General features: G+C 27.1%; 20 protein-coding genes. 1 reads left to right on the top strand and 19 read right to left on the bottom strand.

All coding sequences use genetic code 11. The annotated features are described in order from the left end of the window. The first annotated feature begins 26 nt into the window (after nt 1-26). On the top strand, nt 27-1184 hold the full coding sequence (alr, locus tag CSBG_RS03565) for an alanine racemase (RefSeq protein WP_008677145.1): 1158 nt from the start codon (nt 27-29) through the stop codon (nt 1182-1184). Between the two features lie 16 nt (nt 1185-1200). On the opposite strand, the gene CSBG_RS03560 is transcribed toward alr, so the two are convergent. The 19 genes from CSBG_RS03560 to CSBG_RS03475 all read right to left on the bottom strand — a co-directional run bounded on the left by CSBG_RS03560 (nt 1201) and on the right by CSBG_RS03475 (nt 21995). Next, nucleotides 1201-2031 carry an MBL fold metallo-hydrolase gene (locus CSBG_RS03560; RefSeq protein ID WP_008677144.1) on the bottom strand — a complete coding sequence of 277 codons (831 nt, stop codon included), beginning with the start codon at nt 2029-2031 and terminating at the stop codon, nt 1201-1203. A 190-nt stretch (nt 2032-2221) separates the two neighbouring features. Continuing rightward, nucleotides 2222-3019 carry a DUF4037 domain-containing protein gene (locus CSBG_RS03555; RefSeq protein WP_008677143.1) on the bottom strand — a complete coding sequence of 266 codons (798 nt, stop codon included), beginning with the start codon at nt 3017-3019 and terminating at the stop codon, nt 2222-2224. A gap of 345 nt (nt 3020-3364) precedes the next feature. After that, the gene (asnB, locus tag CSBG_RS03550) at nt 3365-5203 is read right to left on the bottom strand and encodes an asparagine synthase (glutamine-hydrolyzing) (protein WP_008677142.1); all 1839 of its coding nucleotides are present in this window, start codon (nt 5201-5203) and stop codon (nt 3365-3367) included. A 265-nt stretch (nt 5204-5468) separates the two neighbouring features. After that, on the bottom strand, nt 5469-6281 hold the full coding sequence (yidA, locus tag CSBG_RS03545; RefSeq protein WP_008677141.1) for a sugar-phosphatase: 813 nt from the start codon (nt 6279-6281) through the stop codon (nt 5469-5471). Between the two features lie 100 nt (nt 6282-6381). Continuing rightward, the gene (locus CSBG_RS03540) at nt 6382-6651 is read right to left on the bottom strand and encodes an ATP cone domain-containing protein (RefSeq protein WP_008677140.1); all 270 of its coding nucleotides are present in this window, start codon (nt 6649-6651) and stop codon (nt 6382-6384) included. Nucleotides 6652-6697: 46 nt separating this feature from the next. Next, complete coding sequence (locus tag CSBG_RS17660; RefSeq protein WP_051005274.1) at nt 6698-7267, bottom strand: EAL domain-containing protein; 570 nt, start codon at nt 7265-7267, stop codon at nt 6698-6700. A gap of 46 nt (nt 7268-7313) precedes the next feature. Next, on the bottom strand, nt 7314-7691 hold the full coding sequence (locus CSBG_RS17655; RefSeq protein ID WP_271845689.1) for a GGDEF domain-containing protein: 378 nt from the start codon (nt 7689-7691) through the stop codon (nt 7314-7316). 16 nt (nt 7692-7707) lie between these two features. Further along, nucleotides 7708-8187, bottom strand: coding sequence for a PAS domain S-box protein (locus CSBG_RS03530; protein ID WP_035284979.1), 480 nt, complete (start codon nt 8185-8187; stop codon nt 7708-7710). Nucleotides 8188-8192: 5 nt separating this feature from the next. Beyond that, nucleotides 8193-8492: a hypothetical protein gene (locus CSBG_RS03525; RefSeq protein ID WP_035284977.1), complete on the bottom strand. Its 300-nt coding sequence runs from the start codon at nt 8490-8492 to the stop codon at nt 8193-8195. A gap of 248 nt (nt 8493-8740) precedes the next feature. Next, complete coding sequence (locus CSBG_RS03520) at nt 8741-10186, bottom strand: DEAD/DEAH box helicase (RefSeq protein WP_008677138.1); 1446 nt, start codon at nt 10184-10186, stop codon at nt 8741-8743. Nucleotides 10187-10479: 293 nt separating this feature from the next. Beyond that, nucleotides 10480-11082 carry an HAD family phosphatase gene (locus CSBG_RS03515; protein ID WP_008677136.1) on the bottom strand — a complete coding sequence of 201 codons (603 nt, stop codon included), beginning with the start codon at nt 11080-11082 and terminating at the stop codon, nt 10480-10482. Nucleotides 11083-11167: 85 nt separating this feature from the next. Next, nucleotides 11168-12829 carry a multicopper oxidase gene (locus tag CSBG_RS03510; protein WP_008677135.1) on the bottom strand — a complete coding sequence of 554 codons (1662 nt, stop codon included), beginning with the start codon at nt 12827-12829 and terminating at the stop codon, nt 11168-11170. Between the two features lie 83 nt (nt 12830-12912). Further along, the gene (locus CSBG_RS03505; protein ID WP_008677133.1) at nt 12913-13413 is read right to left on the bottom strand and encodes a DedA family protein; all 501 of its coding nucleotides are present in this window, start codon (nt 13411-13413) and stop codon (nt 12913-12915) included. Nucleotides 13414-13522: 109 nt separating this feature from the next. Beyond that, nucleotides 13523-14560, bottom strand: a complete 1038-nt coding sequence (locus tag CSBG_RS03500) for a M42 family metallopeptidase (RefSeq protein WP_035284973.1) — start codon at nt 14558-14560, stop codon at nt 13523-13525. 371 nt (nt 14561-14931) lie between these two features. After that, nucleotides 14932-17241, bottom strand: coding sequence for a bifunctional glutamate--cysteine ligase GshA/glutathione synthetase GshB (gene gshAB / locus CSBG_RS03495; protein WP_008677128.1), 2310 nt, complete (start codon nt 17239-17241; stop codon nt 14932-14934). Then, a complete protein-coding gene (locus CSBG_RS03490) occupies nt 17225-18553 on the bottom strand; it encodes an MATE family efflux transporter (protein WP_008677126.1) in 1329 nt (442 codons plus the stop codon). The genes gshAB and CSBG_RS03490 overlap by 17 nt, the downstream gene beginning before the upstream one ends. A 20-nt stretch (nt 18554-18573) precedes the next feature. Then, nucleotides 18574-18897, bottom strand: coding sequence for a metalloregulator ArsR/SmtB family transcription factor (locus CSBG_RS03485; RefSeq protein WP_008677124.1), 324 nt, complete (start codon nt 18895-18897; stop codon nt 18574-18576). A gap of 221 nt (nt 18898-19118) precedes the next feature. After that, nucleotides 19119-19916 (bottom strand): RelA/SpoT domain-containing protein, encoded by a 798-nt coding sequence (locus tag CSBG_RS03480; RefSeq protein ID WP_008677122.1) that lies wholly within the window; start codon nt 19914-19916, stop codon nt 19119-19121. A gap of 45 nt (nt 19917-19961) precedes the next feature. Further along, the gene (locus CSBG_RS03475; protein WP_008677120.1) at nt 19962-21995 is read right to left on the bottom strand and encodes a YgiQ family radical SAM protein; all 2034 of its coding nucleotides are present in this window, start codon (nt 21993-21995) and stop codon (nt 19962-19964) included. Nucleotides 21996-22184: the final 189 nt, after the last annotated feature.

Raw genomic sequence — 22184 nt, 5'->3', positions numbered from 1 at the left:
AAGTCAATGATAGCGAGGATTTAGATATGAATTTATTACATCCAATTTGGGCAGAAATTAATTTAAATAATTTAATATATAACATAGATCAAATAAAGAAAAAATCTGGTAATAGTGAAATAATTGGAGTCGTAAAAGCAAATGCATATGGGCATGGTGCAGTAGAAATATCAAAAGTTTTACTTAATCACGGCATTAATAGGCTTGCAGTTGCTAATATAGTTGAAGCAATTGAGCTTAGGGAAAATGAAATTAAAGCTCCTATAATGCTCCTTGGAATTAGTGAAGATTATGCAATAGATGCACTACTTGAATATGATGTTGAACCAACAATATCAACTTATGAATTTGCTATGAATCTTAATAATAAAGCAAACGCTTTAAATAAAACTGTTAATATTCATATAGCTATGGATTCTGGAATGGGTAGAATTGGTTTTAGAAAAAATGATAAAGGTTTAGAAGATATAATAAACATTTCTAAATTAAGTAATCTCAAAATTGAAAGTATTTTTTCTCATTTTTCTACTGCTGATTCTAAAGACAAAAGTTATTCTTTGAGACAACTTGAAATCTATAATACTTTCTTGGATAAACTTCAAGAAGCTGGGGTTTATATAAATAAAAAGAATTTATCTAATAGTGCTGCTATAATTGATTTACCAGAAAGCCATTATGATTATGTAAGACCTGGAATAATTCAATATGGTTATTATCCTTCAGATGAAGTTGATAAAAATCATTTTGATATAAAGCATGTTTTAACATGGAAAACTAAAATCATTCATATAAAAGAAGTTGAAGAAAATGAATATATAGGTTATGGCCAAACTTTTAAAACTAGTAGAAAAACTGTAGTTGCAACTTTACCAGTTGGTTATGCAGATGGTTATTCTAGAGGGCTTTCTAATAAAGGAAAAGTCATTATAAACGGTCAACTAGCCCCTATTATAGGTAATGTTTGTATGGATCAATTTATGGTTGATATTACTGATATAGAAAATGTTCACCTTGGAAATGAAGTTATATTACTAGGCTCTGATGGAAATGTTAAATTTGATGCAGATGATATTGCTAAATTAACAAATACAATAAGTTATGAAGTGCTTTGTCTTATTGGTAGAAGAGCTCCAAGAATATATATAAAAGATTACAAAACTATAGGAATTAGATATTTAATGTAAAAGGGACTATTTAAACTCAGTCCCTTTCCTCTTTATATACATTTATTTTAATACCATTACTAGTAACATGAATTTCTCCATCTCCTGTAATTAGCACATTACTTTTTATATTCTTTAATGATTCTTTAAGCTTTTTACTCGGCTTATGCTCAACATTATCAGTTGTTATTATAGAAGTATTAGGCTTAACTTTAGCTAAAAAATCAGCCATAAAATCATTATTTCTACCATGATGAGGAACTTTTAATAAATCATAATTCTTAATTTCTGAATCATTTAATAGATCTTCTGTAGAGCTTTCTTCTATGTCACCTGCAAATAAAAATTTATTTTTTCCATACTTTACACTTAGAACTATGGAGTTATCATTTTCATTGAAATAATTCTTCTTTGGAGCTATAACTTTTACTTTTAAATCCCCATCAAATATTTTTTCTTCTAATTCAACCTTTTTTATTTCTATACTTTTTTTATTTGCCACATTTACCATTTCTCTATACTGCTTTTTTTCTTCATTTATATAAGATGTATAAATTTTCTCTGTTTCTATTTTTTCTAATATTTTATCTGCTCCACCAACATGATCTTTATCAATATGTGTTATTATCATATAATCTAATTTTTTAACGCCTAAATCCTTTAATCTTTTTACTATATATTCTCCATTTTCATCTCTTGCTGTATCAATTAAAATATTAACTTCATTGCTTTTAATTAAAATACTCTCTGCCTTACCAACATTAAAGAAATAAATATCTATTTCTTCAAGTTCTTTCATTTTTACGTCACATGGTGCAGAAGTAAAAAATGGAATAATAAATAAAAATATAAATTTTAAGTTTTTCATCTTGCCCCCACTTACATTTTTATAACTATATTTTAATATTTATTTCATTATTTCCTTGATTTTTATACTCATATACAAATTTATACAAAAAAATACTTGAATACCTAATTTAGTTTATCCAAGTATTTTTTATAATGTGTATAAAAACCCATTATTCAATATTATTTTTATCAAGTATATTTATTTATGCTTATATAATGTTATCTAAATTATTTATAAGTGAATCTAAATACAATAATAAATCATTATCTATGCTTCCAGATAATTTTAAAATATTATTTATATCCTTTTCAAAATTTCTAGGTATCTTATCACATGTATTTTTAATTATATTTATTAACCGTTTTTCTCCTGGATGTGGAATTTCATTAATTGCAAATATTATATCAAAATAGCTTGCTAAAAATCCTGATAATCTATGATTAATGCTATTTAAATCACATCTTTTTATCGCCTTACTTATTTGGTTATAATAAGAAGATATATTGTTTTTTAATAAAGGATAATTCTTTTCTATAATATTTTCTTTAAGCTTACTAGGATATCTACACTTTGTACTTTCTTTTAATTTACTTAATCTTCCATCTCTATCAAAAATTATATTTGAATTTTTGATATTATACCAAAAACAAGTACTATATCCTACAGATGCATTATTTTTAACTAATATATTATTTATTACATCTTCTATCCAAGACATTCCAAAATAAGCTATATCTATTGGAATATTATTATACCTTAATATAAATTCATCTCCTTGCCCCCAATAATCATTTCCAACTTCTTTATAGCTTGCATGCTTACTAACTATTTTTTCTCTTATTTCAATTGGAATATCAGAATAAGTAAATATATCAATATCTATATCTGATAAATTATCATTTCTTTTTGCTGTGGAAGAACCTGCAAAACTTATTGCTGCTACCTCTTTTATATCTCTGAAGTCACTTATTATTTCCTCTAAGATTAAATTCAATTTCTTATCCATTATCTCTCCCCCTTCTATTCCTTATTAAATTTTACTACGTATATATTTATAAATAAATTAGAAAAAGAAACAAAAAAATTGAATGTTTCTATATTAATTTAATAAACACTAAGCTCATATATAAAAGTAACATTTCAGATTGTTTATATAATTAATAAAAAACCCAAGAATATTAAAGATAAAAATAATAAGCATCTCCCAACACTAAATTTGGAAGATGCTTACTTTAAGTTATATAAATTGCTATTTAAAAATTCTATCTTTTATATGGTTACTAATGAAACATATTAATTTTATGCCTAATCTTTGTTAAGTAACCTAAAATAGTCTTTGCTTCTTATAAAATTACATTAATTTTACATTATAAGATTTTAACCAATTATTCACTTGTATTAAATATGCTATCATTTGTGGTCCTGTCATTAATTGTCCATACCAAGGTGTCTTATATGATGATCCTTGTGTATCAACTATTTCTTTTACCTTTGTTTTATCTATTATATCTAAAATAGGTGAAGATTTATCATTCAATATTTTAGTCATTTTATTACAAACCATCTCTGTATATATTGGATTATGAGTCTTAGGATATGGACTCTTCTTTCTATATATTATAGATTCAGGTAATATTCCTTCTAATGATTTTCTTAACAAACCTTTTTCCCTACCCTCTAATAATTTTATATTTGATGGTATATTAAATGCATATTCTACTAATCTATAATCCGCAAAAGGAACTCTAACTTCTAAACTATTTGCCATACTCATTCTATCTTTTCTATTTAATAAATTAACCATAAACCATCTTAAATTTAAGTAAAATAGTTCCCTCATTCTATGCTCTAACTTACTTTCTCCACTCAAATGAGGAACTTCTTTTAAAGTGTCATTATAAGCAGTTTGTGCAACTTCTTCTATCTTTAAATTCTTTAAATCTGGACTTAATATTGCTTTTCTTTCGCCTATAAATCTAGACCAAGGGAAGGTATTAGAATTTATCATCTCTTCATTTGTAAACCATGGATATCCTCCAAATAATTCATCAGCACATTCTCCAGATAAGGCTATAACAAAATCTTTTTTAACTTCTTTACAAAATAAATATAAAGACGAATCCACATCTGCCATTCCTGGTAAGTCTCTTCCAAACACTGCATCATCTAATGCATTTACTAAATCTCTATGATTTAATACAACAGTTCTATGGTCACTACCAATATACTCAGCCATTATCTCTGCAAAATGTTGGTCAGATGTTGGTTGGAATAATGATGATTTAAAGTACTTCTCATTATCTTCATAATCTATTGAATAAGTTGTAAGTGTTTTATTTCTCTTCTTATATTCCTTTGCAGCTATTGCTGATATAGCTGAGGAATCTAAACCACCTGATAAGAAAGTACAAAGTGGAACATCCCCAACTAATTGTCTATCAATTGCATCAATAAGTAAACTTCTGACATGTTCTACTGCTTCTTCTTCATTTTCATTAAATTCTTCAGCTTTTAATTCCCAATATATATCTTTCTTAATTCCATCTTCATTTACAATTATATATTGTGCTGGTTTAACTTCTTCAATATTTTTATATACTGTTGTTCCTGGTATTACCGCTGGTCCAAGTGCAAATAGTTCTGTTAAACCATCTTTGTCTACTACTGGTTCCACATATGGATGCTTAAATAAAGCTTTTATTTCTGAACCAAATATAAATGTGCCATTTTTCATTGTATAAAATAATGGCTTAACTCCCATAACATCTCTTGCAAGTACAACTCTCTTTTCATTTTCATCATAAATTGCAAATGCAAATATTCCATTAAATTTTTTAATGCAATCCAATCCCCATCTAATGTATGAAGTAAGTAATACCTCAGTGTCTGAATACCCTTCAAAAATATATCCATCATTTATTAATTCTTTTCTTAAATCTTCGGTATTATATAGTTCTCCATTATACACAAGTACATATTCTTTTCCATTAACAACCTTTTTCATAGGCTGCTTTCCACCCTCTGGATCAACTACAATAAGTCTTCTATGTCCAAACATTATATTATTGGATATATAAGTACCTTCGGCATTCGGTCCCCTGTGAATTAGTGTATCTGTCATAGCCTTTAAGGTTCCAATATTCTCTTTAATGTTTTCCTTAAAATTCACAAATCCTGTTATTCCACACATAATCATCCTTCTTTCTGTATTTGTCTATTATATATAGTTATATGATTATGTTTTACAATAGTTCGTTAAAAATACGGAGGAAAAATGAAATAATGAAAGAACATGAGGAATGAAAAAATGAAGGAATGAAAGAGTTAAGGAAATAATTCAGCAAAGCTAAATTATAAAAAACAAAAAATTCTTAGGATAAAATCCTAAGAATCTTCTTATTTTATAATCTAGCTACCGCTAGATTATTTCAACAATTTTTTCATTCTTTAATTCTTTAATTATTCTCTAGTATGAACTTTTCTATTACTTTTGCAACTCCATCATTTTCGTTTGTGTCTGTAATATAATCTGCAATTTTTTTTAGTTCATCAAAGGAATTGCCCATAGCTACACCAAGTCCTGCATATTCTATCATATGAACATCGTTTCCTGCATCGCCTAATGTTATTATTTCTTCTCTCTTTATTCCTAGATGTTTTGCTAATAATTCTACACCTAGGCCTTTATTAGCATCTTTGTTTAAGAATTCTAGGAAGTATGGTGTACTTCTTACAACAGTATATTTTTCATATACTTCTTTTGGTAATTTTTCTATAGCTGGTCCTAATATCTCAGGTTCATCTATCATCATGATTTTTATCATAACTTCATCATCTGCTATAGAATCTATATTCATTTCATGAATTTCTATATTATTAATTTGAGCTTCTACTTCTGTATATTTGCTACTTTTAGGAGTAATTAATCCTTTCTTTTCCCAGAAAGCATGAATATTTACACCTAACTCATCACTTAAATTTTTTAAGTAATGTAAATCAGCACCATTTAATGCTACTTTATTTATTGCTTCTTTATTTTTTGTTTTTTGAACTAGAGCTCCATTATAGCTAAGCACATAATCTTTTTCTGTTAACATATCTAATTCTTCTAAATATCTTGAAACACCTTCTATTGGCCTTCCAGTTGCTAAAACTACTGTAACTCCCTTGTCTCTTGCTTCTTGGATAGCTTTCTTAGTTCTGTCAGATATACTTTTATCTTCTCTAAGTAAAGTTCCATCCATATCCATAGCTACTAACTTATACATTTGTAATCCTCCGTTTATAATTAAAGTTAATTGAATTATATCATAACAATAACTATAAATGAATTTATTATATTCATCTTAAATTCTTCTCTGTTATATTTTATTTATCAAATTCAACATAAGCCCTTAAAATAGAATTAAAACCATCTCTTTTTAAAATTTCAAAAATTGTACCTATTACTTCATAACTAGAAGTAACTAAGGAATCTTTTCTAACCTTTAATAATACTTTTTCAACATCATTTACTAGTATGTTTAAATCTGATTCGTTTACCATTGTTCCAGAATCTCTTGCAGCATTTTCTATACTAGTTTTAACTTTTCTAATATTAAATTTTTCAATTCTTCCATCTTTTTTTACTATATTCATAAAGAACCTTCTTTCTATAATAAATTAATTTTAACTTAATTAAAACTTAAATTAAATTTGTCACTGCTACTTCTTTAAAACAAGTTTCTATATTATTAATATTTAATATAAGTTTATAAAAATCATTTAAATTCAAAGGTTTACTTATATAATATCCTTGAATTTTATCATACTCTATATTTTTAAGTAATTCAAACTGATTTTTCATTTCAACTCCTTCACAAACAACATCTAAACCTAAAGTATGTGCTAAGTTAATTAGAGTTTTAATAATAGCAAATGTTTTTTTGTCATTTTCTACACTTATCAGTAAACTTCTATCTATCTTTAGAGTATCTAATGGTAAAGTTTTTATATAATTAAAAGAAGAATATCCTACTCCAAAGTCATCTAAAGCTATATTAAAGCCAAGTTTTCTTAATTTATTTAATATCTTTACAGTAGACTCAATTTTATCTATTATTTCATCTTCAGTAATTTCTATCTTTATGAAATTAGGATTTACATTACTTTCATTTACTATACTCATAACTCTTTCTAAAAAGTTAATTTGCTTTAAAGCAGTATATGATATATTTACCGAAACTTTAAAATCTTCTTCAGTTAAGCTTCTCATTTTTTCACAAAATTCACATGATTCTTTTAATACAAATTCATCTATCCTAATTATATCCCCATTTTTTAGCTAATGGTATAAATTTTGTTGGTGAAATTATTCCAGTAGGACTAATCCATCTACTTTCGAGATTTAAATCTTCTAACATTTCTTCTGAAAATATCTTATATTTATTTCCACCTTCTTGTTTTCCTTTATACATAGATATGTCAGCATACTTTAATAAAGTAAATACATCTTCAGCATGATCTGGATAGGAGCTTATTCCTATACTTGCTTTTAAACTAAAATTATATTTATTAAATTGAATATTTTTATTTAAAAGTTTTAATGTCTCCTCTGCTATGTCATTTATATTATCTAAATAACTTTCTCCTCTTTTAACCACTATAAATTCATCTCCGCCTAGTCTACCAACAGTTATATCATCAGAATATAAATCAATTTGTCAAAGTATCATAATTAGCTAAATAAGTCATATCCTCAGAATATTTTTTTATCTCGGTAACATCGTTTACTATTATTGAAAAATATCCCTTATTAAGTGAGTACACCGATACAACTCCCCACTTATCATCTACTATGTTTATCTCTTGTGCAATACACTCTGATTTTGAATCCTTTATTCTTGTTAGAATTTCTAATATTTTATCTTTGTCTCTAGAAAAATTTTGATATATATCAGATAATTTATTATTTATGATATCTTCCTGTGAAAGACCTAATAGCTCTGTCCCAGCAAAATTAACATCTATAATAACTCCATCTATATACTCTCCTTCATTATTCATTATTTCTTTTAAATGGAAAAATGAATTAGACATTGCATTTAATATATTTGTATAATTTTTTTCCTCTTCCTGCAAATGAATTTCTGTATTTATAAGCTTATCTAATACTATATTGATTTCATCATCCAACTTACTTATTTCATCATCTTTAAAATTATTATTTTTTTATCTGTTGTTCTTATCAATTTTCCCATGGATTTTTCTATTAATTCTAATCTTTTTATTATGTTTTTATTAAAAAACATATAAAGTCCTATATTTATTAATGTTAATAAGAGTAATATTAAAAATAGTGTTAATCTATAATTTATAATTATTTCTGCTGAATTTTCCTTTAGTTTATAAACTATAAATATGAATATTGCACTAATAATAATTGATAGTAATAATGTGGAATAGAATAACAGTGTTGCTATTTTTCTCGAAAGCTTCAATTTGTTCACATCCCAATTCATTATTTTTTCTTACTATAATTATACAATTTTTCGTGTATACCATTCAAGTTTTTTAAATTTATATTTAAAGATATTAGATACAACTTATTTAATTAAAACTATATTAGATTTTTAATAAATTACAAATACCATTGATTCTAATATAAAATAAAGGAATGACTCGTAAAGGCTTTTTAAACTTTTACAAATCATTCCTTTATATACATAAATATTAAGAATTATATCTTTTAATTTTTAGCTTTGCTTAACTTAGCAACTTTTCCCTTTAATCTTATTTCCTTATATCTTTTTAATATTAAATTACCTTTACCATTTAAAATATCAACAAAAGAATGCCCATCTTGAACATCTATTATTCCAATATCTTCTCCTGTTAATTCTTCTAAATTACTAAAGGCACCTACTATATCAATATTTCTTATTTTCTTCTTTTTTCCTGCTGTTATATGTATCTTAGTAACTTCGTTGTGAATATTCTTCTTAACATTTGTTTTATTATTATAATCATTTTTTTGACTTTCAAAAAATCTTTTTCTTCCTTCTATTATTTCTTCATATTCGAGAAGATTAGCTTCTTCTATACTGTAATTTATATATTCTTCGATTTCATTTAAAAATCTTCTTTCTCCTTTAGATACTAAAGATATTGCAAGTCCTTTTTTATCGCCTCTTCCACTTCTTCCTATTCTATGTACATAACTTTCTTTTTCAATTGGAACTTCATAATTGAATACATTAGTTATATGGTTTATATGTATTCCCCTTGCTGCAACATCAGTAGCTACAAGTACTTTAAATTCTTTATTTTTGAAATTCTCCATAGTTGCTAATCTATCTTTTTGATCCATATCTCCATGTAATTCCTTAACACTAATTTTTTCTTTCTTCAATAAAGAACTTAAATTTCTAACTGAATCCTTAGTATTACAGAAAATTATTGCTGATTCATCTGTAAATGCATAAAGTGATTTTAATAAATACTTAAACTTTTCTTCTCTATCTACATTAAAATATTTTTCAGAAATTTTATCTCTGTTAAATACCTTTGATCTTATATTAAGTACAGTTGGATTATTCATATAATTTGAATATAATCCCTCTATCTCCTTTGGAATTGTAGCTGAAAATAATGCTGTATTTTTTGATTGTGGTAGCTTATCTAATACATCTGTAATTTGATCTATAAATCCCATATTTAGCATTTTATCAGCTTCATCTATTATTACAAAATCTATGTCATTTATATCTAAATTTCCTCTTTCAATATGATCTATAACCCTTCCAGGAGTTCCACATACTATATGTACTCTTTGTTTTAACTCTCTTATTTGTTCATTAAAAGGCTGTTTTCCAAAAATGGCCGCACACCTAACTTTTTTCAATCTCCCTATATTTGATATATCTTCTTTTACTTGAATTGCAAGTTCTCTTGTTGGGACTAATATTAAAGCTTTCACCTTATTTTCTTCCACATTTACTAATTCACATAAAGGAATACCAAAGCTTGCTGTTTTTCCACTTCCTGTTTGAGATTTTACTACTAAATCCTTTTTATCTAATATATATGGAATAACTTCTTGTTGAACTTCAGATGGCTTTTCAAATCCTAAATTCTTTAATGCTTTAAGAATTTCTTCACTTAAATTCATATTCTCAAATTTATCTATCTTCATTAAAATACCTCACTTTTTTTAATACTGTTATTTAAATATATTTCCTAATAAACCTATTTACTGTTATTAAATAGTATTATTTATTTTACCCCATAGCACTAATTTTAACAATGCTAGTTATTTATAATAAGATGTTTTAAAAACAACCTAAAAAAAGTAAGTACATATAGTTTTTACTATTTCATTACTTTTCTCCTAATAAACGTAAATTTATATAATTACTTTAAACTAAAGAAATAAAAAATAGAAACTATTCTTAAAAGTAACTTTAAATATAGTTTCTATCTTTCCTATTAAATATTTATATTTAAATTCTTTAAATCACTTCTCAGTTTTTCTGGAGTTTCAAATAATAAAGTATTAATACTAAGTTTCTCTGCTCCCTCTATGTTTAATTTTGTATCATCAATAAATATAGATTCTTCTGCTATTAAATTATATCTTTTTAATATTAGCTTATATATTTCTTCTTCAGGCTTAATCAACTTTTCTTCGTAAGATACTACCCCACCATCAAATAGCTCAAAAAAATTATTTTTCCTTCTCACATCTTTAAAAGCTAAATCATGAAAATTAGATAAATAAAATATCTTATATCCATTATTCTTTAAATCTTTTAGAATTTCTATAGTTTCTTCAATAGGTTTTAATATATTATACCAATCTTCAAAAACTAATTTAATATCATCTCCATACTTACTATTTCTATCAATTATTTTATTAATTGCTTCATTTTCTGTTATAGTACCTCTATCTAACATAACCCATTCTTCACTTTGAAAAATTTCTCTATATAAATCCTCTATTTTTTCCTCTGTTATCTTTTCTTTTAAATATTCTTTTGGATTAAAACTTAATAATACATTTCCAATATCAAAAATTATATTTGTATACATATATCCTCCCATTATCTTTACTTTATAAAAAACAGTAGATAGATACTCTACCTACTGTCCAATTATTTTAGATAACATTATTATATCATTTTACACAATTACATTCTACAACTTTTAAAGGTCTCATCATTTCATAGTCTTCATGCTCTAAGAAATGACAATGCCATACATAATTACCTGCATAACCTTTAAATTGCATTATAATTCTAGTTACTTTTCCTGCCTCAGAATCTACTGTATCTTTGAATCCTCTTTCATAATCATGAGGCTCTTCTTTTGGTCCAGTATAAATTACTTCACCTGTATTATTATAAGCCTCAACATCAAAAGGCCTTCTCCAAAGAATTTTAAATTGAATTAAATGGATGTGAATTGGATGAGGCACAGGCATTGGGTTTATTAAATTCCATATTTCAATACTATCAAGTTCAGGTTTCTCAGTAACAGGATCACTCCAAGTCATATTATCAATCATAAGCATAGGCCTACCATAACGATCAGTCATAGCTCCAAAAGATACTTTTCTTTTTCTTCTTACTAAACCTTTATTTAGTGGGTGTACCACTCTAAGAGTACTTGGAACAACGCTTGTATCTTCGCCTTGTAATGGCTTTACAACATTAAATCTCATAATCATATTAGTTCCTGATATATCAGCATTAGTATCGTCATTCATTAATATGATTCTTTCTCCAACATGTTGTGAAAAATCTATTATAATATCAATTCTTTCAGCTGGCATTAACTTAAATGATGTTAGGTTAACAGGTTCTTCTATTAATCCTCCATCAGTACCTATTTGAATAAATTCTTCATTATTAGAAAGTCTCATAATATATTGACGTCTATTTGAAGCATTTAAAATTCTGAATCTATACTTACGAGGCTCAACATCTAAATACGGCCAAACTTTACCATTTACTACTATTGTATCCCCAAAGAATCCAGGTACTATTGACGGAAATACACTAACTGGAAATGGTGGAACAGCTGGATAAAATAATTCTCCTTCTTCAGTAAAGGATTTATCTTGTACTAAAAGAGGAACTTCATATTTCCCCTTAGGCAAATTTAATCTTTCTTCTAATAAATCTCTAAGGATATAAAAACCTGCAAGACCTGCATATACATTTAATCTTGTTTGTCCCATGGCATGATCATGATACCATAGTGTAGTCCCTGATTGATAATTTGTATATTCGTAAACTTTTCTAGTAAACTCAGGTCCTGTAACTTTAAATCCATTAGTGAACCAAGCTTCTGGATGTCCATCACTACTACTTTCAACCTTTGCTCCGTGTAAATGAACAACAGTTTTACCTTCTGGGTCATCTACTGTTCCATGCAAGGTTGTATCATAAGGTAAAAAATGCTTATCAGGCAATTTATTATCCCACAATACATGGGTACTTATATTCTTAAATGCCTCTATTGTTGGACCAGGATATAATCCATTATATCCCCATATCTTGGTTGGTGGAAAATATGATGAAAAATAATGTTCTGCTTCTTTCATGGTAATATGATAATGTTTTTCATTATCTTTATACTCATTATTAGGGTCATCTATAGGCTTTGCTGTTTCAGGAATCAGCAATTTATCTATGAATTTTGGAATTGTAAAAGGATCAGAAGGATTAACTATAAAACATATATTATCATTACAACACTTTACTTCTACTTTATCTTCTGCATTTTCTTCTAGCTCAATTTTCGAAGCTTTTTCATTTGGTTCGCTTGAAACCATATATCTCACTCCTTAAGCTAATTTATAATATAATATATTCACTCTTATGTAAAATGTTCTTTTTATAGTAACCTTTTATTTCTTTACATAAACCAACTTCCAAAAGCATATCCTGCATATATGAATACTGCATTCCATATTGCTATACCAATAGTTGAATAAATAGAAAAATTTATTATATTCATTCTAAACATTCCAGCAACGAAAGGTATTAAAGTTCTTCCTACTGGAATTAGTCTAGTTATTAAAACTCCCTTGTCCCCATAATTTTCTATGTAAAAGCATACCTTATCAATAGATTTCCGAGCCTTTGGAAACTTATTGTATACCTTAGTTAGTATTGGTTTTCCAAACCAATAAGATATACCAAATAAAACGTAGCTTGCTAACGCACCTGCCAAAACAGATATTGCTAATGCTACAAAAAAGTTAATTCCTGACTTTGCCACAGCTATCCCTATAGCTGGCATTATTATAGCAGCTCCTAATCCTGGAAAATTTAAGTATTCTAAAAATATAATTATAAATAAAAATATTAAGCCATATCTTGCAAAATATTCTATTACTATTTGAATATTATCCATTTCATCTACACTCCAAGCTATATATGTTGATGACTTTTATTTTACCCTATCTTTCTTAAAATTAAATATTGTTTTCCTTAATTTTTACTTAATTATACTTTTATATTATTTAGTTCATTAAATATGCTACAAGTAACTTTATTGTATTTTCTAATCCTTCATAGTGTGTTCTTTCCATTCCATGTGATGCATGAACCCCTGGTCCTATAAGTGCTCCCCTTATATCATTTCCTCCTCTTAAGGCAGCTCCTACATCTGATCCATACATTGGATAAATGTCTACTGCATATTTTATATCATTTGTTTTAGCCAATTCTATAAGAGATGTAACCATATTATAATCATAAGGTCCACCGGAGTCTTTCGCACAAATTGATACATCATATTCAGTACAACTTAAATCATCTCCAATACATCCCATATCTACTGCTATCATTTCAGTTATATCCTTTGGAATATATGAGGCTCCATGCCCAACTTCCTCATATATAGAAATAAATAACTTTGTTGTGTACTTAGGGGTTATTTTTTCTCTATTAAAGATTTCTAATAATCCCATTAATGCAGCTACACTACCTTTATCATCTATAAATCTTGATTTTATAAATCCACTTTCAGTTATTGTTGTTTTAGGATCTATAAAAATAAAATCTCCAGGACATATTCCAAGCTCTTCTACATCCTTTTTTGAAAGCACCTTTTCATCAATTCTAACTTCCATATTTTCTGGATCACGTTTCTTTTCCTTACTATCCGGATAAACATGAGCTGCTGGACTTGTACTTAAAAATGTTCCTGTATATATTCTTCCATCTCTAGTTCTTATCTTACAATATTCACTATCTAAAGTTGGGGGAATTGGACCTCCTAACAAAGTGAACTTTAGTGTTCCATTATTAGTAATAGACCTAACCATTGCTCCTAATGTATCTACATGAGCTGCAAGTCCTATAACTTTATCATTACTTTTTCCTGGTATTGTTATTATTCCACATCCCTTGTTTGTTGTTTCAAACTTATATCCAAAACTCTTTGAAATTTCCTCAATCACCTTAATAATATCGAAACAAAATCCTGTTGGACTATCAAACTCCAATATTCTTTTAGCAGTATTTAATACGTATTCTTTATTAATACTATATTTCATCATTATCACTCCTCATTCCTTTTATATCGCTTAAATCTATCATTTAAACCTTGGCGATATAAAGTAAAATAAATATTCTCTATCCGTTTATTTTACTATATTTTCTTATTGTATTTCCATATTTATATAATATTTATACATACTTTCTCTTTCTAATATTACCATTAATCTATTTAATATTATTCTTTAATATATCTATTCTTATATACATTACTCAAAGACCAACAATCTATAGGTATCCATTAATGAAATATTTTGCAGTTGTCAAAGTAATCTACAATAGATAGTTGATATTTTTGTAAATGTAACAAAATAAATAAAAGAACTTCTCTACAACAATTTAGTTAAGAAAAGTTCTTTTTATTTGATATCTATTTATTTAATAATTCAAGAGTATTTAGTATTTCCTTTGCAATTTCTCTTTCTTCTCCTTTATAAGGATATGAATGTATATGAATAGCAGGATTAAAATTAAGTTCAATTATTGCATAGCTTGTGTTCTCATCATTGTAATCCTCTAACATCATATCGACTCCACAAATATTAGCACCAACTGCCTTTGCTGATTCAATAGCTATATCTTTAAACTTTTGTGGTATTAAATCTGTATAATCTATACTGTCTCCACCTGTACTAATATTGGAGTTTTCTCTTAGATATACAATTTCACCTTCATTAGGAATATAGTCAAAGTCTTTTCCTTCTTGTTTTAAGAATAACTTTGCATGATCATCTAAATTTATTTTTTCTAATGGAGTTTTATAGCCCTTTCCTCTAAGTGAACTTTTATTTTTTTCTTCAACAAGTTCTTTAATTGTACTTTTGCCATTTCCAATAACATTTGCTGGCACTCTATGAAGAATTCCAGGCACTTTATCTCCTATTACTAAAAATCTATATTCTTTTCCTTTAATAAATTCTTCAACTAAAACTGTGTTGTCACTTGCAAAAGCTATTTCAAAAGCCTCTTTGATATCTTCTTCCTTTGCTCCATCCTTAAATATTGATATACCAATTCCGAAGTTAGTTGACTTTGGTTTTACTACTATAGGTTTATCAACAAATTTTTTAATATTTTCTATAGCATCTTCTAAAGAAAAGAACTCAAAACCACTTGGAACTTTTATATTATTTCTATTTAAAATTTCCTTTGTAACAACTTTATTTTCCATCATTAAAACTGTTATATAGCTATCTTTTGAAGTTTTAGTTGCTTGCTTTACATATTCAATATGATTACCTTTCTTTAATGAAATAAAGTTTTCACTTCTATCTATTACATCAACCTTTATTCCTCTTTTCATAGCTTCCTTCATCAATATTTGAGTTGAAAGCTCTAAATCTTCAAATCCTTCTAATTTAAATCTATTTTTATAAGCATCTTCTCGATATTCTTTAGCTAATTTTAAATGACTTTCTATAAATCCTTCTTCCTTTACCATTTCAGAAATTCTGGCCGCATAAGTTAATTTAGGATCTAATACTTTTTCTATCATGCTATTAATTATTTCTTCTTTTCCTAAACATAGCTCATTATTCATATTTTTAATTTCATTTAATATTTGAATAGCCCAATCATTTTTAGATATAGTTTTCCCATCTTTATATAAAGTTACATCCATTTGTCCATACATAGAAATTATATTTTGATTATTTTGAGCTTCTTCTTGCCAGTTCTTATAATCACTTTCTTCTTTAACAAGTAAGTATATAGTAAATATATTTATAAAGTTTAAATCATCTAATGATATTCCAGCCTTATTAAATGGATTTATATCTATACTTCTTATCTCAAGATAATTTATACCATCATCTAATAATGAATCTAAAAATCTAGTGTTATCTATTGCTTTTAGTCTTATTTGTGTATATAACTCTTTATGACTATCTATAAGCTTATCATCTATAAATCTATATACGCTTGAAACATAATCCTTAACTGAAGTATATTCTGGATATAAATCTATAGGATTCTTATATCCACATTCACTATTTCTATAAGATATGGCTCCATCATTAGTAAAACTATCAGTTGCTATCTTATTTAAATCTACTACACATTTTTCTCCAAATGTCTTATGCATAATAGTTGTTCCACCTAGAAGATATATAAGTAACCATCTGTATCTTAAATAATTTCTAACTACCTTTAAATAGATATTATCTCTAAAGTCTCTGTAACTTTCTTCTTTTCCAAGAACTCTATATAAATCTTTTATTAATTCTTCATTAAAAGAAAAATTATAATGTATTCCAGATATTAATTGTTTTTTTCCACCATACTTTTTTAAAAGTTTTTTTCTATAATCACTTGCTCCTTTGCCAGTACCGCACTTACCATAATCTGCAACAGGAATTAAATCATCCTCTGGAATGTCGCATGGCATAGATTGTGGCCAAAGATATTCATCTTTAAGTTCTAATGCTGTTATATCATAAAGAGAATTTAAAAAGCTATAAACCTCTTCTAAAGTATTTAAAGTTGGTGTTATGAGCTCAATTTGACTTTCTGAAAAATCAGTAGTTATATATGGATGACTTATCTTGCATTCAAATACTTCTGGATGCTTAGTTAAAGCTAATTCACCATTTTCATTTACTCTTAATGTCTCACGCTCTACTCCAAAATTTCCTCTTAATAATTTATTTCTATATTCAAGTGATTTAATCACATTTAACATCTTTATACTCCTTCCATATGCTAAATTTATAAATGATATAGGCTGTAGAACCTTTTAAAATACTTGATATTGATATTCCCCACCATATTCCACTTACTCCTATATATCTTGTAAGCACTAATGCTAGTGGAATTCTAAGTATAGTAAAAATTATACTTATAAGCGCTGGTATTTTAGGAACTCCAAGCCCTGTAAACACACCGTTAGATATCATTTCTATAGTTGCAAATATTTGTGAAAATCCTATTATTCTTAAATAATCACTTGCAATTACAATAGTATTATTTTCTCTAATAAATATCTTTACTAATACCTCTGGAACAAATATAAATATTATACTTACAAATAAAGCATAAATCATACCTATTCCTATTGCAGTATTATATCCTTTGTTTATTCTGGTATACTTTTTAGCTCCGTAATTTTGTCCAACAAAACCAGCAATAGCTCCATTTAATCCACCTACAACCATATAAACTATAGATTCTATTTGTAGACCTATTTTTTGAGCTGCTATTGCATCTGAACCAAATACTCCTATTAATCTAGCTAAAATTATATTTACTAAAGTAAATAATACTCTTTGAAAAGACATAGGAAGTCCTAAAATAGTTATTTCTTTAATCTTCTTATAATCCAATCCATTTCTAAAATTAATACTAAATAAGTTCCTTGCCTTTATTATAAATAATATAAACATAATTCCATTTGCTATTAATGTTCCAAGAGCAGCACCTGTAACTCCTAGATCCATACCATATATAAATAGAGGATCTAAAATCATATTTATAACTACTCCTATTGCACTTATATTAAGAGCACTTTTATTAACACCAAAACTATTAAAAATTCTGATATATAATGTATTGAAAAATGAAAAGAAAAGCATTGGCGAACTTATAGCTAAATATATATATGCTTGTTTTTCAACTATAGTATTACCTAAATTTAAAAACTGTATAAAGTTCTTTCCAAGAAAGATTAATACTAAACAATATATTAAGCTGACAGCTCCATTTAATATTACTCCATTAGATATATACTCTTCTACCGCCTTATTATCTTTTTTCCCTATAGAGTGTGCAACCTTTATTCCTGTCCCTATGATAACAAAAGCATTAATTGAATATCCAAGTCCAATAAAAAAGCTAGAAGATCCTATACTCGCTACTGCATCACTACCTAATCCCCCTACCCATAACATATCTATTAAGTTATAGGTAAATTGTAATAGAGAACTACCTATTATAGGTATTGCTAAGGTTATTAATACCTTTAACACATTACCTTTAGTTAAATCAACCTTTTTCATATTTCTCTCCATATTAAAAATTATTCATTCTTATCAATGCACTTTGAACTACATATACATCTTTGATTGTTAGTTAAAATACTATTCAAAAATCTCATAAGTTCGTCACATGATTCTACATCCAAACTATAATACATCCATGTTCCTTCTTTTCTACATTTCACTACTCCACAATCCATCAAAACCTTCATATGATGTGATAATGTTGGTTGGGTAAAATGAAAATTTTCTAAGATTATACAAGCACATTTTTCACCTGTAGATAACATATCTACTATCTTAACTCTATTTATTTCACCTAGTGCTTTAAATATTTTTATATTCTTCTCATAGTTTTTAATCATTACACCCTCCTTACATAGACAAGTATCTATATATAATTTATATAATATATAGATAGTTATCTATTTACAACACATTTAAATATAGATTATTATCTATGTTTAGTCAATATATAATCTGTAATATCTTGCGAAGCAAAATGGTGAAAGAATGAAAAAATTAAGAAAAAAATCTTCTTCTATTTCAAAAAAGGCAGATTTGAATTATTAAATCTGCCTCTTTTCTATTTTAAACTTTTTAATCTTTCTATTTCTTCCTGTTGCTTTTTTATCACATTTAAAAATTCTTCTTCTTTATTAAACCATTCTTTACTTAAATCATTTATCAAAGAAGCCATTTCATCCGCACTTCCTGCAATTCTATTAAATAAAAGAAGATTTGATTTTAGGATTTCAGGTATCTCAACATGAGAATATCTAAGTCTATGATCTATTTCTCCATATCCTTCTTCGAATATTGTTCTTACTTGAATTTCAGCTATAACTTTTTCGTTAGTTGGATAAAATTCTACTAAGTAGTGAACTGACCTATATCCTGATATTCTTGATCTAACCTCAATATCTAATTCTTCAAACTTCTTAGTATTATCTCCTTCTCTAACATTTGCAGTAACCTCTATAACCTTCCAAGTCTTAGTGATAAATTCATGAATATCCTGCCACTGATCTTTAAATATATGTATAACTCTAATTCCAATTAAATCATTTATTTCATTTTTATAATTATCTAAAGTAAATTGAAAGTCTTCACCATATTTTAATTTTCTATCTTCAGTTTTTCTTATGATTTTTTCAATTAATCTATCTGGATCTTTTATCCTTGATTTCACTGAATGAATCATTGGCTGAGAACGTAAAATATTAGATATAAAGTCTGCTTGATTCTCATAAGAAACTTCATAATCTACAAAATCATTATAAATATCTTTTAAAACTTCGATGTCTATATTATTTTCTTTTATTATCTCTTCTACCTGTGGATATTTTAATATGAATTCATCTATCCTAAAACTCTTTTTCATTTACTTCTTCCCCTTTAGCTATAGGATTATTGTAGTAGTTTAATTTTATCTACCTTTTCTACTATTGCTCTTGCTACTTCTTGACTTTGGTCCTTTACCTTTAAAATCTCCAAATTTTTCTTTTGCCGCACCTTTGTTATTTATAGACTTTGAATTTGATTTACTATTCATTTTTGAAGCTGACTTTGAAGAAGATTTTGACTTAGAGCCTTGTTTACCTCTATTAGAACTTCCCCTTGCTATTGCTTCTTCCTTTTTCATCTTAGCCATATATCTATCAGCTTTTGATTTTATTAAGCATTTAGGACCATTCCCTATTAAGTCTTCTCTTCCTGCTTTGACTAAAGCATCATGAACTAAGTTATAGTTCTTAGGATTTTTAAATTGAAGAAGTGCTCTTTGCATAGCTTTTTCTTCTCTTGTCTTTGGAATATATACTTCTTTACCAGTTATAGGATCTACTCCTGTATAGAACATAGCTGTTGATAATGTTCCTGGTGTTGGATAAAAGTCTTGAACTTGCTCTGGCTGATATTTTGTATCTCTTAAATATTCAGCTAATTCTATAGCTTCATTTAATCCACTACCTGGATGACTTGACATTAGGTATGGAATTAAATATTGTTCTTTACCTAATTGCTTGTTAATCTTAAAGAACTTTTCTCTAAATCTATCATAAGTATCACCTGAAGGCTTACCCATATATTTTAAAGTATTAGCTGCAACATGCTCTGGAGCAACTTTTAATTGTCCACTAACATGATGTTCAACAAGTTCTCTAAAGAAAGTATCATCTTTATCTGCCATTATATAATCATATCTTAATCCTGAACGAACAAAGGCTTTCTTTACTTTAGGAAGCTTTCTTATTTTTCTAAGTAATCCTAAGAATTCACTATGATCTACTATTAAGTTTTTACATGGCTTTGGAGTTAAACATTGCTTACTCTTACATGCACCTATAGTTAACTGAGTTTTACAAGCTGGTTTTCTAAAGTTTGCTGTTGGACCTCCAACATCATGTATATATCCCTTAAAATCTTTAAGATTAGTTATTTCAACAGCCTCATCTAATATAGATGATTCACTTCTACTTTGAACTGCTCTTCCTTGATGGAATGTAATTGCACAAAATGAACAGTTACCAAAACATCCTCTTGAGCTTACTATACTAAACTTAACTTCTTCTAAAGCTGCAATTCCACCAAATTCATCATATATAGGATGACATTCTTTAGTGTATGGAAGTGCATAAACCTTATCTAACTCTTCTCTTGTAAGAGGCATTTCTGGTGTATTACAAACTACATATCTATCTCCATGTTTTTGTACAAGAACTTTCCCTCTTACAGGATCTTGTTCTTCATATTGTATTTTAAAAGCTTCAGCATATTTCATTTTATCTTTTGTAACTTCTTCTCTTGAAGGTAATAACTTATAATCTCCATAAATTTCATCTAATGAATCTATAGTATATGTAGTTCCATTTACATGTCTTATGTACTTTGCTTCAAACCCATCATTTAAAGCATTTGCAACTTCTACAATTTGCTTTTCACTCATCCCATATGTTATAAGATCTGCTCCACTATCTATAAGTATTGAATTTCTTACATTATTATCCCAATAATCATAGTGAGCTAATCTTCTTAAACTTGCTTCAAGTCCACCTATAACAATATTTATATTTTTATAAGCTTCTCTTATTTTATTACAATAAACTATTGTGGCTCTATCTGGTCTTGCTCCCATTTTTCCACCAGGAGTATAAAGATCTTTTTCCCTTCTTCTCTTGCTTACAGTATAGTGGTTAACCATAGGGTCCATATTTCCACCATTAACTAAGAAAGCAAGCCTTGGTCTTCCAAGCTTCATAAAATCGTCTGTACTATGCCAATCTGGCTGTGGGATTATACCAACTTTATATCCTGCATCTTCTAATACTCTTGAAATAATTGCTGTTCCAAAACTATGATGATCTATATAGGCATCCCCTGTTACTATAATGAAATCACATTGTTCCCATCCACGTTCTTGCATATCTTCTTTACTGATTGGTAAAAATCTGTTATTTGACATTTAAACACCCACTTTTTTAAAATTGACAATTGATACTTGAAATCTTCGCATTTATCCTCTACATATCAATATTAACATTACGTCTAATGATTATAACATTTTAAAACAATTAAATCATTTATTTTTTCATATTTTATTGATTTACATAATATTACTAGAATTAGCATTTAAATATTGAATTCATAAATA

This window comes from Clostridium sp. 7_2_43FAA, from assembly GCF_000158375.2.
Classification (GTDB): domain Bacteria; phylum Bacillota; class Clostridia; order Clostridiales; family Clostridiaceae; genus Clostridium; species Clostridium tertium.
The sequence above is the reverse complement of the archived record's forward strand: the minus strand, read 5'-3'. Positions and strand labels throughout refer to the sequence as shown.

Excerpts from the sequence above, each read along its gene's own strand:
- alr (WP_008677145.1), top strand. The coding sequence starts at position 27 with ATGAATTTATTACATCCAATTTGGGCAGAAATTAATTTAAATAATTTA.
- CSBG_RS03560 (WP_008677144.1), bottom strand. The coding sequence starts at position 2,031 with ATGAAAAACTTAAAATTTATATTTTTATTTATTATTCCATTTTTTACT.
- CSBG_RS03555 (WP_008677143.1), bottom strand. The coding sequence starts at position 3,019 with ATGGATAAGAAATTGAATTTAATCTTAGAGGAAATAATAAGTGACTTC.
- asnB (WP_008677142.1), bottom strand. The coding sequence starts at position 5,203 with ATGTGTGGAATAACAGGATTTGTGAATTTTAAGGAAAACATTAAAGAG.
- yidA (WP_008677141.1), bottom strand. The coding sequence starts at position 6,281 with ATGTATAAGTTAGTAGCTATGGATATGGATGGAACTTTACTTAGAGAA.
- CSBG_RS03540 (WP_008677140.1), bottom strand. The coding sequence starts at position 6,651 with ATGAATATAGTAAAAAAAGATGGAAGAATTGAAAAATTTAATATTAGA.
- CSBG_RS17660 (WP_051005274.1), bottom strand. The coding sequence starts at position 7,267 with ATGAGAAGCTTAACTGAAGAAGATTTTAAAGTTTCGGTAAATATATCA.
- CSBG_RS03520 (WP_008677138.1), bottom strand. The coding sequence starts at position 10,186 with ATGAAGATAGATAAATTTGAGAATATGAATTTAAGTGAAGAAATTCTT.
- CSBG_RS03515 (WP_008677136.1), bottom strand. The coding sequence starts at position 11,082 with ATGTATACAAATATAATTTTTGATATTGGAAATGTATTATTAAGTTTT.
- CSBG_RS03510 (WP_008677135.1), bottom strand. The coding sequence starts at position 12,829 with ATGGTTTCAAGCGAACCAAATGAAAAAGCTTCGAAAATTGAGCTAGAA.
- CSBG_RS03505 (WP_008677133.1), bottom strand. The coding sequence starts at position 13,413 with ATGGATAATATTCAAATAGTAATAGAATATTTTGCAAGATATGGCTTA.
- CSBG_RS03500 (WP_035284973.1), bottom strand. The coding sequence starts at position 14,560 with ATGAAATATAGTATTAATAAAGAATACGTATTAAATACTGCTAAAAGA.
- gshAB (WP_008677128.1), bottom strand. The coding sequence starts at position 17,241 with ATGTTAAATGTGATTAAATCACTTGAATATAGAAATAAATTATTAAGA.
- CSBG_RS03490 (WP_008677126.1), bottom strand. The coding sequence starts at position 18,553 with ATGAAAAAGGTTGATTTAACTAAAGGTAATGTGTTAAAGGTATTAATA.
- CSBG_RS03485 (WP_008677124.1), bottom strand. The coding sequence starts at position 18,897 with ATGATTAAAAACTATGAGAAGAATATAAAAATATTTAAAGCACTAGGT.
- CSBG_RS03480 (WP_008677122.1), bottom strand. The coding sequence starts at position 19,916 with ATGAAAAAGAGTTTTAGGATAGATGAATTCATATTAAAATATCCACAG.
- CSBG_RS03475 (WP_008677120.1), bottom strand. The coding sequence starts at position 21,995 with ATGTCAAATAACAGATTTTTACCAATCAGTAAAGAAGATATGCAAGAA.